This is a genomic window from Paenarthrobacter aurescens, from assembly GCF_025421775.1.
GTDB classification, from domain to species: Bacteria; Actinomycetota; Actinomycetes; order Actinomycetales; family Micrococcaceae; genus Arthrobacter; species Arthrobacter aurescens_B.
On sequence record NZ_JAOEFX010000005.1, the window covers coordinates 281,141 to 297,197 of the forward strand.

At 64.1% G+C, this 16,057-nt stretch carries 17 protein-coding genes; 8 read left to right on the forward strand and 9 right to left on the reverse strand.

The window, feature by feature from the left end; genetic code table 11:
* Positions 1-60 precede the first annotated feature (60 nt).
* Positions 61-474, forward strand: coding sequence for a MarR family transcriptional regulator (locus N7568_RS13035; RefSeq protein WP_261610235.1), 414 nt, complete (start codon positions 61-63; stop codon positions 472-474).
* A gap of 51 nt (positions 475-525) precedes the next feature.
* Here the strand turns inward: N7568_RS13035 and N7568_RS13040 are convergent, their stop codons facing one another.
* The 5 genes from N7568_RS13040 to N7568_RS13060 form a co-directional block, all read right to left on the reverse strand.
* The gene (locus N7568_RS13040; RefSeq protein ID WP_261610236.1) at positions 526-1,353 is read right to left on the reverse strand and encodes an alpha/beta fold hydrolase; all 828 of its coding nucleotides are present in this window, start codon (positions 1,351-1,353) and stop codon (positions 526-528) included.
* 4 nt (positions 1,354-1,357) lie between these two features.
* Positions 1,358-1,687 carry a biotin/lipoyl-containing protein gene (locus N7568_RS13045; RefSeq protein ID WP_017200407.1) on the reverse strand — a complete coding sequence of 110 codons (330 nt, stop codon included), beginning with the start codon at positions 1,685-1,687 and terminating at the stop codon, positions 1,358-1,360.
* Positions 1,680-2,756: an alpha-ketoacid dehydrogenase subunit beta gene (locus tag N7568_RS13050; protein WP_261610237.1), complete on the reverse strand. Its 1,077-nt coding sequence runs from the start codon at positions 2,754-2,756 to the stop codon at positions 1,680-1,682. The genes N7568_RS13045 and N7568_RS13050 overlap by 8 nt, the downstream gene beginning before the upstream one ends.
* Positions 2,749-3,801, reverse strand: coding sequence for a thiamine pyrophosphate-dependent enzyme (locus tag N7568_RS13055; RefSeq protein WP_261610238.1), 1,053 nt, complete (start codon positions 3,799-3,801; stop codon positions 2,749-2,751). Before N7568_RS13055 ends, N7568_RS13050 begins: the two co-directional genes overlap by 8 nt.
* 138 nt (positions 3,802-3,939) lie before the next feature.
* On the reverse strand, positions 3,940-5,322 hold the full coding sequence (locus N7568_RS13060) for an amino acid permease (protein ID WP_261610239.1): 1,383 nt from the start codon (positions 5,320-5,322) through the stop codon (positions 3,940-3,942).
* Positions 5,323-5,496: 174 nt separating this feature from the next.
* Between N7568_RS13060 and N7568_RS13065 the strand changes: the two genes are divergently transcribed.
* The 6 genes from N7568_RS13065 (at position 5,497) to N7568_RS13090 (ending at position 12,028) form a co-directional block, all read left to right on the forward strand.
* A complete protein-coding gene (locus N7568_RS13065; protein ID WP_014922130.1) occupies positions 5,497-5,970 on the forward strand; it encodes an Lrp/AsnC family transcriptional regulator in 474 nt (157 codons plus the stop codon).
* A gap of 112 nt (positions 5,971-6,082) precedes the next feature.
* Entirely contained in the window at positions 6,083-6,802 is a 720-nt protein-coding gene (locus N7568_RS13070; RefSeq protein WP_261610240.1) for an NUDIX hydrolase, read from the forward strand.
* Complete coding sequence (gene nadA, locus N7568_RS13075) at positions 6,799-8,106, forward strand: quinolinate synthase NadA (RefSeq protein WP_261610241.1); 1,308 nt, start codon at positions 6,799-6,801, stop codon at positions 8,104-8,106. The genes N7568_RS13070 and nadA overlap by 4 nt, the downstream gene beginning before the upstream one ends.
* Positions 8,107-8,149: 43 nt before the next feature.
* Positions 8,150-9,985: an L-aspartate oxidase gene (locus tag N7568_RS13080; RefSeq protein WP_261610242.1), complete on the forward strand. Its 1,836-nt coding sequence runs from the start codon at positions 8,150-8,152 to the stop codon at positions 9,983-9,985.
* Positions 9,978-10,856, forward strand: coding sequence for a carboxylating nicotinate-nucleotide diphosphorylase (gene nadC, locus N7568_RS13085; RefSeq protein WP_261610243.1), 879 nt, complete (start codon positions 9,978-9,980; stop codon positions 10,854-10,856). The genes N7568_RS13080 and nadC overlap by 8 nt, the downstream gene beginning before the upstream one ends.
* 14 nt (positions 10,857-10,870) lie before the next feature.
* A complete protein-coding gene (locus N7568_RS13090; protein WP_261610244.1) occupies positions 10,871-12,028 on the forward strand; it encodes a cysteine desulfurase family protein in 1,158 nt (385 codons plus the stop codon).
* A gap of 9 nt (positions 12,029-12,037) precedes the next feature.
* On the opposite strand, the gene N7568_RS13095 is transcribed toward N7568_RS13090, so the two are convergent.
* The 3 genes from N7568_RS13095 to N7568_RS13105 form a co-directional block, all read right to left on the reverse strand.
* Positions 12,038-12,523 (reverse strand): GtrA family protein, encoded by a 486-nt coding sequence (locus tag N7568_RS13095; RefSeq protein WP_261610245.1) that lies wholly within the window; start codon positions 12,521-12,523, stop codon positions 12,038-12,040.
* Between the two features lie 18 nt (positions 12,524-12,541).
* Positions 12,542-13,405 carry a fumarylacetoacetate hydrolase family protein gene (locus N7568_RS13100; protein ID WP_261610246.1) on the reverse strand — a complete coding sequence of 288 codons (864 nt, stop codon included), beginning with the start codon at positions 13,403-13,405 and terminating at the stop codon, positions 12,542-12,544.
* Between the two features lie 101 nt (positions 13,406-13,506).
* Positions 13,507-14,064, reverse strand: a complete 558-nt coding sequence (locus N7568_RS13105; protein ID WP_261610247.1) for a DM13 domain-containing protein — start codon at positions 14,062-14,064, stop codon at positions 13,507-13,509.
* Positions 14,065-14,179: 115 nt separating this feature from the next.
* On the opposite strand from N7568_RS13105, the gene N7568_RS13110 reads away from it, so the two are divergent.
* Complete coding sequence (locus N7568_RS13110; protein WP_261610248.1) at positions 14,180-15,376, forward strand: SLC13 family permease; 1,197 nt, start codon at positions 14,180-14,182, stop codon at positions 15,374-15,376.
* Here N7568_RS13110 and N7568_RS13115 read toward each other — a convergent pair.
* Positions 15,373-16,041 carry a DUF1684 domain-containing protein gene (locus N7568_RS13115; RefSeq protein WP_261610249.1) on the reverse strand — a complete coding sequence of 223 codons (669 nt, stop codon included), beginning with the start codon at positions 16,039-16,041 and terminating at the stop codon, positions 15,373-15,375. The two genes, N7568_RS13110 and N7568_RS13115, sit on opposite strands and share 4 nt — an antisense overlap.
* Positions 16,042-16,057: the final 16 nt, after the last annotated feature.

The following is a 16,057-nucleotide window of genomic DNA, read 5'->3' on the forward strand; positions in this document are numbered from 1 at the left end:
CAGTTCCAAGCCTACCGTCCACACCTTGCCCGGGGACGCGTCCGCTGAAAGCATGGGCTTGTGAACAAGCCGATCGGATATTGGATTAAGAGGCTCGACGCCGCACTGGAGGTGCAGCTGGACAGTACCTTGGCCCGGATCAAGCTCACCCGGCGCCAGTGGCAGACTCTTAGCACCTTGTCAGAGGGCGCGATGCTTCCCGAGCAGCTCGAGGTGACCCTGTATCCGTTGTGGGGCAACGATATCCGGATGCGGGAGAGGGAACTTGCAGCCCTCGTAGGCCGCGGAATGATCACCATGATCGATGACCGGCTGGTCCTGAGCGACCGCGGGCGGGAGAAATATCACGAAGCCCAGCGGTCGGTGGAAGATGCCCGACAGGACTTGTCCATGGGCATTGGCATCGACGAGTACTCCATGGCACTGAGTGTCTTGGAACGCATGTCCCTTAATGCGGAGCGGCTGGCCCGCTAACGCGCGGGCCGGCCGCTCCGGCTTAATGCTCCCGGACCAAAAGGCCGGGGACTACACCCCGAGGAACCCGACGGCAGCTTCCTTGAAGGCCCGGCTGGTGATGACGTTGGTGTGGGTGCGGCCGGGTACAACGAGGGTCTCCACCATGCCGCCATGCTTGCCCGCAATGGCAGCCAGTTCGGGCATGGTGGCTGCCCGTTCGTCCTTTTCGCCGGCAACGAGCAAGAGGGGCATGTGCGGGGAAGCCTCGGCAGGATCGAACGGTTCCCCCTTGATGGCCTCAATGAGCGACAACATGGAGAAGAGGTTGTTGCTGGGGAGCATCTGGGCCATCTTCAGCAGTCCTGCCGTGGACGGGTCCTCAATGGGCGTGCCGTCGGCCAAGTGCCGTTGCGCAGCGACGAGGTCGAAAGCTGCCAGCGGATCTGCCGAGCTGGGTCCACCCAGGACGATGCGGTGGACAAGATCCGGCTGGGTGGCGCCGAATTCCCACGCCAGCCTGGAGCCGAGCGAGTAGCCAATGACGTCGAGTCCCGTGGACGGGTCGCCGTCGCGCAGTGGCCGGGCTCCGGCGTCGGTCACTATCTGGAGGAGGTCGGCGCGGATACGGCTGGGCGTGTACGAGTCCAGGTCCTCGGGGGAGTGGCTCCGGCCGTGGCCCGGCAGGTCCACGGTGATGACCCGGCGACCCGCATCCTGGAGGGTGGTGATCCAGCCGCTGTCCTGCCAGTTGAGTTTGCTGGAGGAGGAGAAGCCGTGGATCAGCAGGACTGGACGCAACCCGGCATCGGCAGCTGGCTCATGGACCTCGACAAACAGCCCGGGGTCGGTGCCCTCCACGGTGTGCCTTTGCTGTTCCACGGTGTGCCTGCCGGTCATGGTGTCAGTCCTCATCGAGTACGGCGCTCAGGCGGACCCGGCGCTTGGGTGCTTCGTCCTTCGGAACAGTGCCCACGATCCCGGCGGTGTCATCCGGAACCTCGAACACAATCAGCGGTTCGCCAACGTTGATGGTGTCACCGGGCGCCCCGTGAATACGCACCACTTTACCCGCCTGCGGGCTGGGCAATTCGAGTGCTGATTTGGTGGTTTCGAGCTCCACGATCGGTTGGTTGCGTTCCACCTGCTGACCGGGCTCCACGAGCCAGTCCAGGACGGTCGCCTCAATGAGGCCCTCACCGAGGTCGGGGAGTGGGAAGGAAATTTCAGCCACGGCGATACTCCAGTACGCGTTGGATCCCAAAGAGGATGCGGTCGATATTGGGGATGTATTCGTCCTCCAGGTCCCCGGAGGGGTACGGCACGTCGAAGCCTGTCACGCGCTCCACCGGCGCCTTGAGTGTCGCGAAGCAGCTTTGCGTGATGAGTTGGGCCACCTCAGCGCCAAGGCCCGAGGTCAGCGGCGCTTCATGAACGACGACGGCGCGTCGCGTCTTCCCGACGGACCTCGCCAAGGCTTCGGCATCGATCGGTTTCAGCCAGCGCAAGTCCAGGACCTCGATGTCAATGCCGTCCTCGGCTGCCAGTTCGGCTACCTGCAGGCAACGGGAGACCATTGCTCCCCACGCCACCAGCGTCACGTGCCGCCCTTCCCTGGCCACGCGGGCGCCGGTGAGGCTGCCGCTGGGGGCCGTGCCGTCGTCGTTCGCTGAAACCTCCGTGGCCGCAGAACTGAGGTTGACCGGCCCCTTCTGCCAGTAACGGGACTTCGGCTCCATGAAGATGACTGGATCCGGCCGGGTGGCCGCGTACTTCAGCAGGTGGTAAGCGTCGTGCGGATTGGACGGTGAGACTACTTTGAGTCCCGGCACGTGGGCGAAGAGTGCTTCCAGGGACTCGCCGTGGTGCTCGGGTGCGCGGATGCCGCCGAAGCTGGGTACACGCAGCGTGATGGGCATGGGCAAGGTGCCTCGGCTGCGGTAGTTCATCCGGGCGATCTGGCACACAATCTGGTTGATCGCCGGGTAGGCGAAACCGTCAAACTGGACCTCGGGGATGGGGTGGAAGCCGGCCATCGCCAAGCCCACGGACATACCGAGGATGCCGGACTCTGCCAAAGGGGTGTCGAACACGCGGTCCTCGCCGTGTTTGGCCTGCAAACCATCGGTGATGCGGAACACGCCACCTAGGCGGCCACAGTCCTCGCCGAAGATGACGGTCTTGGGATTGTCCGCCAGTACTTCGTCAAGGGCGCGGTTGAGGGCTTGCTGCATTGACATCTGGTGAACGGATGCTGCGGAAACGTCCGTTGTTCCGGGCATTGCGGTGATGGTCTCAGACATGTTCGGACTCCTCGCGCCACGCGGTGGCCTGGGATTGAAGGGCGGGCGTTGGTTCCTGGAAGACCAGGCCGAACATTTCAGCCCCGGGGCGGGGCCCCAGATCCTCGATGCCCCTGCGGATGGTTTCCTCTTCCTCTTCTGCCAGGCGCTGTGCTTCCGCGAAGAAGGCCTCGTCGGCAATGGCTTCCGCGAGAAGCCGCTGCTTGAAGCGCTCCAACGGATCCTCGCCCGCGTCAAGGCGCTCCTCGTTTAGGGTGCGGTAACGGCCGGGGTCGTCGGCGGTGGAGTGCGGGCCGCGGCGGTAGGTCATGGCTTCGATCACCACTGGCCCGTTGCCGGCGCGGCAATGGGCGAAGGCGGAGCGTGTGGCTTCGAAGACGGCGACGACGTCGTTGCCGTCCACCTGCAGGGAGGGGATTCCGTAGCCGGCTGCGCGTGCCGCGACAGAGCCGCCCGCAACCTGGCGTTCGGTGGGGACCGAGATGGCCCAGCCGTTGTTCTGGATGAAGAACACAACAGGCGCCTTCATGACTGCGGCGAAGTTCATGGCTTCGTGGACATCGCCCTGGGAGGAAGCGCCGTCGCCGAAGTACGTCATGGCGACGCCCATTTCGCCGGTGGGTTGTCCGGCGAGTGTTTGGCCGTGGGCCCAACCGACTGCGTGCAGTACGGAACCCGCCACCACTGCCTGGATGGGAGCGAACCTGGATTCCAGCGGGTTGTACATGCCGCCATGCCAGGTGGCTTTGTGAGTGGACATGTAGCCCACCATGTCCAGCCCCATTGCGCGTGCCACGCCCATTTCGCGGTAGGTGGGGAAGACGAAGTCCCGGGTCCGGTCAACTGCATAGCCGCTGCCTACCTGCGCGGCCTCCTGGCCGAGCTCGGGGGCATAAGCGGGAATGATGCCTTGGCGCTGCCAGGCCACTGCTGAAGTGTCCAGATGCCGGACTGCTGCCATCAGGGTGTACAGCTCTCGGAGCTGATGGTGGGTGAGCGGGGCCGCGTCGTCATCGACGGCGGCCAGCACTGGTTCGGTAGTCATGGCTGTGACCCTAGTCACCAGCTAGGGGTGTGCGCAATCAGCACAGTTCAAACGAAACACTTTGTACAACTTGAATAAGCAAAGACGCCATGCACGGTACAAACTGTGCAGGGCGTCTCGATGGAGCTGAGCAGGTGGCTACTCGGCGCGCTGTGCCCGGCTGGCCTTGGCTTTGGCGTTCAGGAAGCAACCTGCAGCGATGACGAGGATGAGCAGGAAGGTCCCGATGAGCTGGCCGGCGCTCTCCGGGTTGGCGAAGCCCACCACGAGGATGAGGCCCAGCAGGACGAGGCCAACAATGGTGAGGTACGGGAAGCCCTTCATCCGCAGCGGCAGTTCGGTGCCGTCCCGGTCTGCCCTGCGGCGCAGGATGAACTGCGACACCAGTGCCGTACCCCAGACCACCAGGCAGGTGGAGCCCACCAGGTTCAGCAGTGCCGGCAGGATCTTTTCCGGGAACAGCAATTCAAGGACGGTGGCGATGAAGCCGAAGGCAACCGAAATACCGACGGCGGCAACGGGAACCTTGGAGCCGCTCAGGCGGGACAGGAAGCGGGGAGCTTCCCCGCGCTCGGAGAGGGAGAAGATCATCCTGGAGGCGCCGTACAGGTTGGCGTTCAGTGCAGACAACAGGGCGACGACGGCTACCAGGGTGATGGCTGCGCCGGCTCCGGGGATTCCGGCCAGGTCCAGGACTCCGGCGAACGGAGACTTCAGGCCCTCTGAACCAACGGGAAGAACGGCCGCGATGACGAAGACGGAGCCGATGTAGAAGGTCAGGATGCGCCAGACAACCGTGCGGATGGCCTTGCCCACGCTGTGGGCGGGGTTTTCGGTTTCGGCGGCCGCAACGCTGACGATCTCTGTCCCGCCGAAGGCGAAGATCACCACGAACAGTGCGGCGGCGATGCCACCGATGCCGTTGGGGGCAAAATCGCCGAATGCCGAGAATCCGGGGGAGGGGACATTCGGCAACCAACCGAAGAGCAGGGCAGCGCCGATGAGCAGGAAGATGACGATTGCGGCCACCTTCAGGATGGCGAACCAGAACTCGAACTCGCCGAAGTTGCGGACGCCCACGAGGTTGATTCCCGTAAAGACGACCATGAAGACCAGCGCAAGGACCCACACGGGGATGACGGGCCAAATGGAGAACAGCAGCCCTGCTGCTCCAATGGCTTCAGCCGCGATGACTACCACCAGCTGAAGCCACCACAGCCAGCCGATGGTGCCGCCGGCGGTCTTGCCCATGGCCTTCTCTGCGTACACGGAGAATGCGCCGCTGTTGGGGTTGGCGGCTGCCATCTCGCCGAGGGCCCACATGACCAGGATGATCAACGTGCCGGCGACGAGATAGGAAATGAGCACTGCCGGACCGGCGGCCTGAACGCCCGCTCCCGAGCCGAGGAAGAGGCCCGCTCCGATCGCGGAGCCGAGCCCCATCATGGTGAGCTGGCGAGGTTTGAGCGAATGGCCGAGGCCGGAAGTTGGGGCAGGAGCCGCGATGGACTTCGTTGTCATACGTGTCTACCTTCTATGGATTACATACTGGTTTGGCGTGCCGGCCTCATGGGCTTGGCAAGCGGGCGTCGACGACGCAGCAAGAGCCGTGGAATAATTCTCGCAGTTTGTAAGATACATCACTTTTTGCTGTGGCGATGTGATGGGTAGGAATCCCCGGGGACAGGAACTTTGATGCTGGTCGATGCGCTTGATGCAAAAATTGTACGTTTCTTCACGGATTCTCCGCGATCTTCCGTGCTGGAGGCCTCCCGTGTACTCAGGGTTGCCCGGGCCACGGTGCAGTCCCGGATCGATCGCATGATCGAGAACGGGGTCATTGGGTCATGGGTTCCGCAGCCTGATCCGGCAAATTTCGGATTCCCGGTGGTGGCCTTCTGTTCTGTCACCATCACCCAGGAGATCGGCCATGACGCGATCATTGAAAGCCTGAGTGCCATCCCCGAGATCATCGAGGTCCACACGGTGACCGGGAACTCGGACCTCATGGTGCGGATCGCCGCCCGGTCCAATCCGGACATGCAAAGGGTGCTTGACGCCATGATCGCCACGAAATCGGTGGTTCGGTGCTCGTCGGTGATTGTCCTGAACAGCCATATCCAGGGCCGCACATTGCCCCTGATGGAAGCGGCAGCCAAGCCAGTGTGACGTAAGGCATTTTGCCAAGTGCCTGCGGAGTCGTACCATTAGTTCTAGTCAACATGACTTTAACTAGTTCTCCATTCCTTAAGGGGGATGGACCGGGCGGCGATGAAGCGAGGTGAACGCCGTGAATGCCAACTCAGCCAATGTCGCCGAAAGGCGGCTCGCACCGCCGTCGTTGGCTATCTCAACGGTGATTTTCGCCCTCCGCCCCAGTGAGAAGTCCGGCCGTCCCACGCTCTGGCTGCCGCTGGTCCGCAGGATCCGGGAACCCTATAAGGACATGTGGGCGCTGCCCGGCGGCCCTTTGGCCCATGACGAATCGCTCCAGGACGCTGCGTCACGGAACCTCCGTGAGACCACGGGCCTCACGCCGCATTACCTTGAGCAGCTGTACGCATTCGGCGGCCTCCATAGATCGCCCACCCAGCGTGTGGTGTCCATCGTCTACTGGGCACTCGTGCAACCCACTGAAGCTGCCCTCGCAGACGAATCCGAGAATGTTCGCTGGTTCCGGGCGGACCGCCTCGGCGAACTCGCCTTCGACCACAACGCAATCGTCGACTACGCCCTGTGGCGCCTCCGAAACAAGATGGCCTACGGATCCATCGCGTACCACCTGCTGGGGGAGTTCTTCACCCTCGCCCAAGTGCGCGAAGTCTACGAAGCCGTGCTGGACCGCCAACTTGACCCCGCGAACTTCCGCAGGCACGTCAAGGCAACACCGGAAATCGAAGAAACCGGTGAATACCTCCAAGGCGGGAAACACCGCCCACCACGCCTCTACCGCTTCACCGGCACGCCCGGGCTCGGGCCAGACAACAGGAGTACACCATGAGCAGCGTCAACACTGCCGTCCAGCTGATCACGCGCGAGGAAGCCGAAAAAGGCCTCTCCCGCGCGGGGTCCACGTGCAGCCCGGCCCTGGCCAGGGGTCCCTGGGAATATGACCTCGCCGAATCCCTTGCCGGTGAGCCCGCGTACGGCCCCGGTGCTTCGAGCAGCGACGTCGCGCCCAAAGCCACCCCACGCCAAGGCCAACTGCCGGAAGAATACAAAAAAGCCACCGACGCCGAACTGGACGCCCGCATCCGGGCCGCCAAAGCGACACTCGGGGACCGCGCAGTGATCCTGGGCCATTTCTACCAGCGTGACGAAGTCATCCAGTACGCAGACTTCGTGGGCGACTCGTTCCAGCTCGCCAATGCAGCCCTGACCAAGCCGGACGCCGAAGCGATCATCTTCTGCGGCGTGCACTTCATGGCCGAGACCGCCGACATCCTCTCTACTCCGGACCAGGCCGTCATCCTGCCGAACCTCGCCGCAGGCTGCTCGATGGCAGACATGGCGGATGAAGACTCCGTGGAGGAATGCTGGGAACAGCTGGAGGAGATCTTCGGCACGGAGCCGGACGGCGAGGGCCGTGTACCCGTCATCCCTGTCACCTACATGAACTCTTCCGCCGCGCTCAAGGCCTTCTGTGGCCGCAACGGCGGTATTGTCTGCACCTCCTCCAACGCCAAGGTGGTCCTTGAATGGGCCTTCGAGCGTGGTCAGCGCGTCCTGTTCTTCCCCGACCAGCACCTTGGCCGCAACACCGCCAAGGCGCTGGGCGTCCCCTTGGAACAGATGCCCATGTGGAACCCCCGCAAGGAACTGGGCGGCAACGACGAACAGTCCTTGCTCGACTCCCGGGTGATCCTGTGGCACGGCTTCTGCTCTGTGCACAAGCGCTTCAACGTGGGCCAGATCGAGAAAGCCCGCCAGGACTTCCCCGGCGTCAACGTGATCGTCCACCCTGAATGCCCCATGGAAGTAGTGGACGCAGCAGACTCTGCCGGTTCCACCGACTTCATCAAGAAGGCCATCGCCGCCGCCACTGAACCCACCACGTTCGCCATCGGCACCGAGATCAACATGGTGAACCGGCTCGCCGCAGAAAACCCGCAGCACACCATCTTCTGCCTCGATCCCGTCATTTGCCCGTGCTCCACCATGTACCGCATTCACCCGGGCTATCTCGCCTGGGTCCTTGAGGAGCTCGTGGAAGGACGCATCGTCAACCGCATCACCGTGGACGACTCCGTGCAGGACAACGCCAAGATTGCGCTGGAGCGCATGCTGGCGGCCAAACCGGCCTGACCGCGGGCCACACCAACACCGGATTAGCCGAAGAGAGCGTCACATGACTACAGGAAGCCTCGCCGGCCGCCCCCAGCCCAAGCGGCTGATCGTCGTCGGAAGCGGCATCGCAGGACTGTACTCCGCCCTGCTCGCCGCCGAAGCGGGAGCGGAAGTGGTGCTGCTGACCAAGGGTGCGCTCGCGGACAGCAACACGTACTACGCTCAAGGCGGCATCTCAGCGGTCCTTGACGAACCTGCCCCCGGGGACACCGTTGCTGCCCACATCGCCGACACCCTCAAGGCCGGGGCCGGGCACTGCAACGACGAAGCAGTGCGGGTGCTGTGCTCCGAAGCGCGCCTGGACATCGCAGGACTTGGGCGGTTCGGCGTCCGTTTCGACCTTGACGACGACGGCGATCCCGCCTTGGGGCTTGAGGCTGCCCATTCGGCCCCTCGAATCCTGCACGCCGGCGGCGACGCCACCGGGGCCGGCGTTGCCGCTGCCTTGATCAGGACCGTTCTTGACTTCCAAGCCGCGGGCAAGATCCAGGTGATCGGGCACGCCCAGGTCACGTCACTGTCCCAAGGGTCCGACATTCAGCACGGCATCCGCGTGGTGGGGGCCAACTTCATTCACGAAGGCCGGAAGCTCGGTGTCCACGGCGATGCCGTGCTCCTCGCCACTGGGGGAGCCGGGCAAATGTTTGCCCAAACCACCAACCCCGCCGTAGCCACTGCAGACGGCCTGGCGCTCGCATGGCGCGTCGGAGCCACGGTGGCAGACCTCGAGTTCTTCCAGTTTCACCCCACGTGCATGGTCCTTGCTGCGGACGCCCGCGAAACCGAGGGCAATAATGACCCCCTTCTCATTTCCGAAGCCGTTCGCGGCGAAGGCGCCATCCTCGTGGACGCCAACGGTTATCGCTTCATGCCTGGCTACCACCCCGACGCTGAGCTCGCACCCCGCGACGTCGTGTCCCGCAGCATCGCCCTCCACCTGGCAAAGCTCGGGGACCCCAACGGTTACGTGTTCCTCGACGCCACCGTGATCGAGGATGCGCGCGGCAAGGGATTCCTGGCCAAGCGTTTCCCGACCCTCAGTGCGAGGACCCGCCAGGCCGGGGTCGACTGGACCCGGGAACTGGTCCCCGTGGCACCCGCGGCGCACTACTGGATGGGTGGGGTGGTGACCGACCTCTACGGCCGGACATCAGTACCCGGGTTGCTCGCCGCCGGTGAGGTTGCGTGTACCGGGGTGCAGGGGGCCAACCGGCTGGCCAGTAACTCGTTGCTTGAGGGGCTGGTGTTCGGGCGGCGGGCTGTTGAGGGTTTCCTCTCTGGTGAGTCGTCTGACGGAGTCCCTCTGCGTGCTAACCCGGCCGCGGGCGGCGGCACCGCAGGCGGCGGCGCCGCAGGCCCCTTGGCGCCTGCGCTCGCGCCTCGTACCGGCGATCGCCTCGCAAGCTCGGCGGCCGGTTCGGGCGCTCACGCGACAACGGCGCTGTCGGGGCCTCCGGCGCCGCTGGAATTGTTGGAGGGTCATCCGCTCGCCCACCCTGCCCCCTCCAATGGGTTCTCACGCCATGCGCTGCGGCTCCTCATGACCGCCAAGGCTGGCGTACTCCGGAGCGGTGAGTTGTTGGCTGAGGCCGCAGAGGTTCTTGGGTCTTGGGAGAGTGACGTGATGCCTTTGAATGTTCCTGATTCCTTTGATGTCCGGGAGCATGAGGATTCCAATCTTTTGTTGGCTGCCCAACTGCTGGTGCATGCGGCCCGGGAGCGGCGGGAGTCCCTGGGGGCGCATTACCGCAGCGACAGCGTGACAGAGCCAGCCGCCGTCGACGATTTTGACAAGCGTTACACCATGAGCCGGAAAGTGAGCCTCGTCCATGACTAACCTGACCCTCCCCGCAGCCCCTGTCCGGGAGATCCTGGAACGGGCATTCGCGGAGGACGCGCCCAGCGGGGACATCACCTCCCAGCTGCTGATCCCCGCCGAAGCCCGGGCGACCGCCGTGCTGAACGCGCGGGTTCCCGGCGTGTTCAGCGGTGGCACCGTGTTCCGCGATGCCATGAAGCTGGTGGACCCGGACACTGAGGTGGAACTGCTGCTTGCCGATGGTGAAGCGTTCGACGCCGGTACGCACCTGGCGCGGGTCAGCGGCAGGGCCCGATCGGTGTTGCTCGCCGAAAGGGTCGGCCTGAACCTGGTGCAACGGATGAGCGCCATCGCCACCAAGACGGCCGAATTCGTGAGACTTGTTGAGGGAACTCGTGCGCGGATCACGGACACCCGCAAGACCACGCCGGGCCTGCGGGTGCTGGAACGGTATGCCGTGCGCTGCGGTGGGGGAGCGAACCATCGCTATAGCCTTTCCGACGCCGTGCTGGCCAAGGACAACCACCTGGCCGTCATGACCGGGGGAGACTCCACCAAACTGACCGAACTGCTGGTTGCCGCCAAGGCGCAGCTCGGCCACACCACGCACTTCGAGGTCGAAGTGGACAGGGCTGAGCAGATCGAACCCGTCCTGGCAGCGGGTGTGGACACGATCATGCTGGACAACTTTTCCGTCGAAGAGCTACGGGCCGGGGTCAAGCAGGTTGACGGCCGGGCCATCGTGGAAGCCAGCGGCAACGTGAACATCAACACCGTCACGGAGATTGCTTCTGCCGGCGTCGACGTGATCTCCATCGGGGGCCTGACCCACAGTGTCACCGCCTTGGACCTCGGGCTCGATATCGAACTCACCTCAACGCAAAGCTGAAGATCGCAAACCCCATGATTTTCCTTGACGCCGCCGCCACCACTCCAGTACGCCGTGAGGTTCTTGAAGCCATGTGGCCGTACTTGAGCGGTGAGTTCGGCAACCCCTCCAGCCACCACAGCCTTGGCGAAGCGGCAGCAACTGCGCTCGCGGAGGCGCGTTCCGGCGTCGCGGGGATCCTGAACTGCCGTGCAGGCGAGGTGACCTTCACCTCCGGGGGCACGGAGGCGGACAACCTGGCCATCAAAGGCATTGCGCTGGCCCGGCAGGCAGCCGACCGTACGCTGAACAGGGTTGTCATCAGCGCGATCGAGCATCCCGCGGTGGAGGAATCCGCCAGGTACTTGGAGCGGGTGCATGGGTTCACGGTGGACGTGCTGCCGGTGGACGGTGAAGGCATGGTTTCAGTTGACGGCCTGCGCGCCGTGATACGGCCCGAAACAGCGTTGGTGAGCGTCATGTACGCAAACAACGAAATCGGAACCGTTCAGCCGATAGCGGCCTTGTCTGCGGTGGCTCGGGAACATGGCGTCCCGTTCCACACGGACGCCGTGCAGGCTGCCGGATGGCTGCCCCTGGACGTCAAAGCGCTCGGGGTGGACGCGCTGAGTATATCCGGACACAAACTTGGTGCTCCGAAGGGATCCGGTGTCCTCTTCACAAAAGGCCGGCTCCGTGTTGAACCCCTGGTCCACGGCGGAGGGCAGGAACGGGGAAGGCGCTCGGGGACCGAGAACGTGGCAGGGGCTGTGGCGTTGTCCACGGCGCTGACCTTAGCCAATGCCGCGCAACCGGACGAGGCCGCACGCGTTTCGGCCGTGAGGGATCATTTCATCGACCAGATACTGGTCACCGTGCCTGGTGCCCTGCTGACCGGTCACAGGGTCCAGCGCTTGCCATCAGTGGCGTCCTTTTGCTTCCCGGGCACCAGCGGAGAATCGGTGCTGCTTGAACTCGAGCGGCTGGGCGTGGTGTGTTCCAGCGGCTCGGCCTGCGCTGCCGGATCCGATGCGCCCTCGCCAGTGCTGGTGGCCCTTGGCATCGCGGCTGAAACGGCCCAGACCGCGGTGCGTTTCAGCTTCACCTCAACAATCACCAGCGCCGAACTGGAGCAGGCCGCCGAGGCCGTGGAAACCGCCGTCGGGCGTGTCCGGAACCTGGCGGCCCCCTGACCTGCCCGGCTACACGTGCCTCGCGCGCCGGAAAATCCAATGCCGCAGCAGGGTGAACCGGACAGCGGTGGCCACGAAACCGGACAACGTCGTGGTCCACAGCTCCTCAGTGACGGTAGCTTCCGGCCGGAAGACATGCAGCACGCCCAGGCTGCCTCCGGTAATGACCAAGGCAATGGCGATCACCATCACCCCGCTCAGATGGTCCTGGGCGCGTTTCTTCTTACCCGTGATCTTGAACGTCAGCCGGCGGTTCAGGGCCGTGTTCATCAAGGACGTGACTATCAGGGCCACTGCGTTCGCCAGCTGCGGGTCAATCCAGGGGCGAAGCAAAGCATAGATTGCGAGTGAACTCGCGGTGCACACAATTCCGACTCCGGTGAAGCGGATCAGTTGCCGCACTACGGGGTACTTGAGGACTCCGCGGTGCCGTTTGCGTGGTGGCTTAAGTGGGGGAGACGGGCGCAGCTCTGTGGCATCCGCAGCTATCTCCATGGGGTTAAGCCTGACACATCATGAAGGCTGAACCTCCCAGGCAGCATGAGTAACGGGGTTGCGGAGCTCTCCAATTCCTTCAACCCGGCACGCCACAGTGTCTCCGGGCTGGATGCGGGCGCATTCAGCGGGAAAGCCCGTGAGCACAAGATCGCCGGGCTGGAGTGTCATGAACGAGGTCAAATAGACCATGATTTCGTCCACTTTCCAGCCCAGATCCGCGGAGCTGGCGGCCTTCAGCGCGGAACCGTTGTGGACAATTCCGATTTCCAGGTCCGAGTCATCCAAGCCTGTGACTATCCACGGACCCACGGGAGTGAACGTGTCCTGGCTCTTGGCGCTGATCCATAGTTCGTCGGATTTTTGAAGGTCCCTTGCCGAAACGTCGTTGCCGATGGTGTAGCCGAGGATAGCCGAACGTGCCGTTTCCAGCGTCAAGCCCCGGGCAGGGCGGCCGACGACGACGGTCAGTTCAGCTTCCGGATCGACATAACCCACTGTGGAGCTAAGTTGGATCGCCTCCCCGGGGCCGATCACGCTGGACGCCGCCTTATGGAACGCCTGCGGCGGCAGGTCCCGGCCGGGCTGCCCGGTGTTGTGGGCCATCCCGAAGACATTGACGGGTACGGACGGGGCCAGGAAAGTGAACTCGGTTTGGCTGACCACGGTGCCACGTTCCCATCCCGCCCTGGCTGGACTGCCTGCGTTCGCCCTCGACGCCGGGAAAGGGGAGTCGATCACGGTCCACCGGGTGCCGGCGTCGGATTCGAAATCCGGGGCGTCGTTGGCCACGAAGAATTGCTCGTCCTGAGGTTGACCGGCCATGGACGGGGCAGCTGCAGGCCGGACACGGGCGATGCGACGGGGAAGGGGAGAAGTCATGATGACATCCTACGTCCTCCGCACGTGGTGCCCGAGTGTTGCGGGGCCCGCTTTACGCCTCAAGACCCTCGCTTGGGATGCAGAGCGGGCCCCGTGACGCGTCAGGCGAGTGGGGCAGACCCGAACGCAACACTGAAGCGGTCACACCAGAGCACCACCGACGTCAGCCCTGCAACGTCGGTACCTGCTGGAATGACGTAATTGTGGTTGCCGTGCGTGGCTTTGATGGCACCGAGGTCCACGTAGCGGCCGGAGCGGTACTTGAACCAGTCGCCCCCGGCCTCCAGGCTGCTGAGCCAAACTTTGACGTCGGGCCCATCGCTGCTGGCCAGATTCTCAATGCGGAGCAGATGGCTTCCATCCGGGAGCTTCAGCAACTGGGCCGCGCCGGTGGTCTCATGTTCCTGAGACTCGAATGTGCCCGAGCTGACAACCACCGGTCCGCTGGGCGCCGGGGTTTCAACCACTGCGGCCTCAACCTCCGGCGAAGCGCTCGCGGACACCGGGGCGGCCGGCAGTGCTTCGTCCAGGCTGCTGCTGGTGAAGAGCCGCCACGGCTGGAACACGGCTGCCCCGACCACCACCAAGGAGAGGACCACCAGCCCTGCCACCGCAGCGAGGGTCCTGTGGGCCTGGATCAGTCCCCGGAGTCTGTTCATGGTTCAAGGCTAGGCGTCGAGGCAACGCCACGGGGGCTTCATTGCTTACAGTCCGGTGACGTGTGTTTCCGCGCCGCGAAGGCAGTACACAGGGACCTGGCTTAGAATCCGTTCCATGCGTCTGGCGATCATCGGTTTGGTCCTCCTTGTGGCGGGTGGGATCACCGTTGCCACAGGTGTCCTGCCATGGCAGGAAGTTGCGGTGCTGGTGGACCGGGTGGCGCCCATCCTGGGCTTCGTCGTTGCCATGACCGTAGTGACGGAGCTCGTCAGCGAGGCTGGGGCATTCCAATGGATCGCCCGCCATCTGCGTGGGTGGGGGCGTGGACGCAGTGTCCTGCTGTGGTTGCTTTTGGCTTTGTTCGCGGTCCTGAGCACTGTCTTCCTGTCGCTGGATACGACGGCGGTACTGCTCACCCCCGTGGTAGTCACGGTGGCCCGCCAGGCAGGCCTGCCCGTCCTGCCCTTTGCGCTGACAACCGTGTGGCTGGCGAATACCGCCAGTTTGCTGCTCCCCATCTCCAATCTGACCAACCTCCTGGCGCAGCACAACCTGGGCGGTATCAGCCCCGCACAGTTCGCCCAGCTGATGTGGGCGCCCTCCCTGGCCGCGATTTTGGTCCCCATGGTGTTCATCGCGATCGTGTTCCGGCGCGAACTGCGCAAGACCTACGCGCTTGAGTCCGCCCGTCCAGCCCATATGCCTTCGACCACCGCAGTCCCGGACAAAGTCCTTCTGGTGGCCAGCGCGGTGGTCCTGGTGTTGCTCTTGCCCGCACTGGTGTCGGGAGTCGCCATCTGGATTCCAGCGGCTGCGGCAGCTGTGATCCTGGCGGTGGTGTTCGCAATCCGGCGGCCCAGGGTGCTCAACGTGGCGCTGATTCCCTGGTCATTGTTGCTGTTCACCTGTGGCCTTTTCCTGGTGGTCGAGGCCACCCAATACCTTGGCGCCTCAGTACTGCTGGGGGAGGTGGCAGGCCAAGGGGGCGGGTTCGTCGAACTGCTGAGGCTGGCCATGACAGGCGCCCTCGGTTCCAACGTGGTCAACAACCTGCCCGCATACCTCCTGGCAGAGCCCTTGGCGGGATCTCCCGAGAGGATGGCTGCACTGTTGGTGGGCGTGAACGCAGGCCCGCTGATCACGCCGTGGGCGTCCCTGGCAACCCTGCTGTGGCACGAGCGATTGGTGCGGATGAACGTGCTGGTCAAGTGGCAGGGGTATGCGGTCTTTGGCTTGATCGTGGCGCCCCTGACCATAGTCGCGGCTGTTGCTGCGCTCGCAGCCCTTGGCCCCGGCGGTGTCTTCGGCTAGCCCAGGTAGAGCTCGCCCACGGGGACTTCCGTGGCCAGCCTGTTGTCTGGTCCCGCCAAGGGACAAGCCCACGCTTCGTTGTAGGCGCAGGAAGGGTTGTAGGCAAAGTTGAAGTCGAGGATGAACTCCTGTTCCCCTGACGGCCCCTTGGTTCCGTGGAAGGATCCCTTGACCGTGTCCAGCAAATATCTTCCGGCGCCGTAACTGCCGCCTTCCTTTCCGGCCGTTGCGTCGCGGAAGGGCACGAAGATTCCCCCTCCGTAGCTGCGCAGCCGCCAGGCAGCCAGCGAGCCAAGCCCGGGAAGGTCGAAGGTGCCGATACGGACAAAGGGCACCACGCCGTCAGTGCCCGTTTCAACGTTCATCTCCTGGCCAGCGCCTTCCGGCGATAACGCAGCGGACAAACGGTAGGCAGGGTCATACCCGGCTGTCCGCAGCCCTGAGAAAGAGGCCTTCATTTCTGTAGTCAGCGCCGAGGCAGGATGCGTAGCAAACATCAGGTCCCGCTCCTGGCGCCAAAAGACATGCGCGTCGAACGGGTTGGTGGACGCCAGTTGACGCACCTTGTCGTAAAGGGCGAACATCCGCAGGCGCCAGTCAGCAATATCCAGCGCTGACATGGTGGGGATGTCGTCCTCGAATTCGTCGTGCTGATCGGGAGCCATACCCTCAGCCTAGTCC

Excerpts from the sequence above, each read along its gene's own strand:
- N7568_RS13110 (WP_261610248.1), top strand. The coding sequence starts at position 14,180 with ATGCGTCTGGCGATCATCGGTTTGGTCCTCCTTGTGGCGGGTGGGATC.
- nadC (WP_261610243.1), top strand. The coding sequence starts at position 9,978 with ATGACTAACCTGACCCTCCCCGCAGCCCCTGTCCGGGAGATCCTGGAA.
- N7568_RS13040 (WP_261610236.1), bottom strand. The coding sequence starts at position 1,353 with ATGACCGGCAGGCACACCGTGGAACAGCAAAGGCACACCGTGGAGGGC.
- N7568_RS13050 (WP_261610237.1), bottom strand. The coding sequence starts at position 2,756 with ATGTCTGAGACCATCACCGCAATGCCCGGAACAACGGACGTTTCCGCA.
- N7568_RS13065 (WP_014922130.1), top strand. The coding sequence starts at position 5,497 with ATGCTGGTCGATGCGCTTGATGCAAAAATTGTACGTTTCTTCACGGAT.
- N7568_RS13095 (WP_261610245.1), bottom strand. The coding sequence starts at position 12,523 with ATGGAGATAGCTGCGGATGCCACAGAGCTGCGCCCGTCTCCCCCACTT.
- N7568_RS13115 (WP_261610249.1), bottom strand. The coding sequence starts at position 16,041 with ATGGCTCCCGATCAGCACGACGAATTCGAGGACGACATCCCCACCATG.
- N7568_RS13060 (WP_261610239.1), bottom strand. The coding sequence starts at position 5,322 with ATGACAACGAAGTCCATCGCGGCTCCTGCCCCAACTTCCGGCCTCGGC.
- N7568_RS13105 (WP_261610247.1), bottom strand. The coding sequence starts at position 14,064 with ATGAACAGACTCCGGGGACTGATCCAGGCCCACAGGACCCTCGCTGCG.
- N7568_RS13090 (WP_261610244.1), top strand. The coding sequence starts at position 10,871 with ATGATTTTCCTTGACGCCGCCGCCACCACTCCAGTACGCCGTGAGGTT.
- N7568_RS13100 (WP_261610246.1), bottom strand. The coding sequence starts at position 13,405 with ATGACTTCTCCCCTTCCCCGTCGCATCGCCCGTGTCCGGCCTGCAGCT.
- nadA (WP_261610241.1), top strand. The coding sequence starts at position 6,799 with ATGAGCAGCGTCAACACTGCCGTCCAGCTGATCACGCGCGAGGAAGCC.
- N7568_RS13080 (WP_261610242.1), top strand. The coding sequence starts at position 8,150 with ATGACTACAGGAAGCCTCGCCGGCCGCCCCCAGCCCAAGCGGCTGATC.
- N7568_RS13055 (WP_261610238.1), bottom strand. The coding sequence starts at position 3,801 with ATGACTACCGAACCAGTGCTGGCCGCCGTCGATGACGACGCGGCCCCG.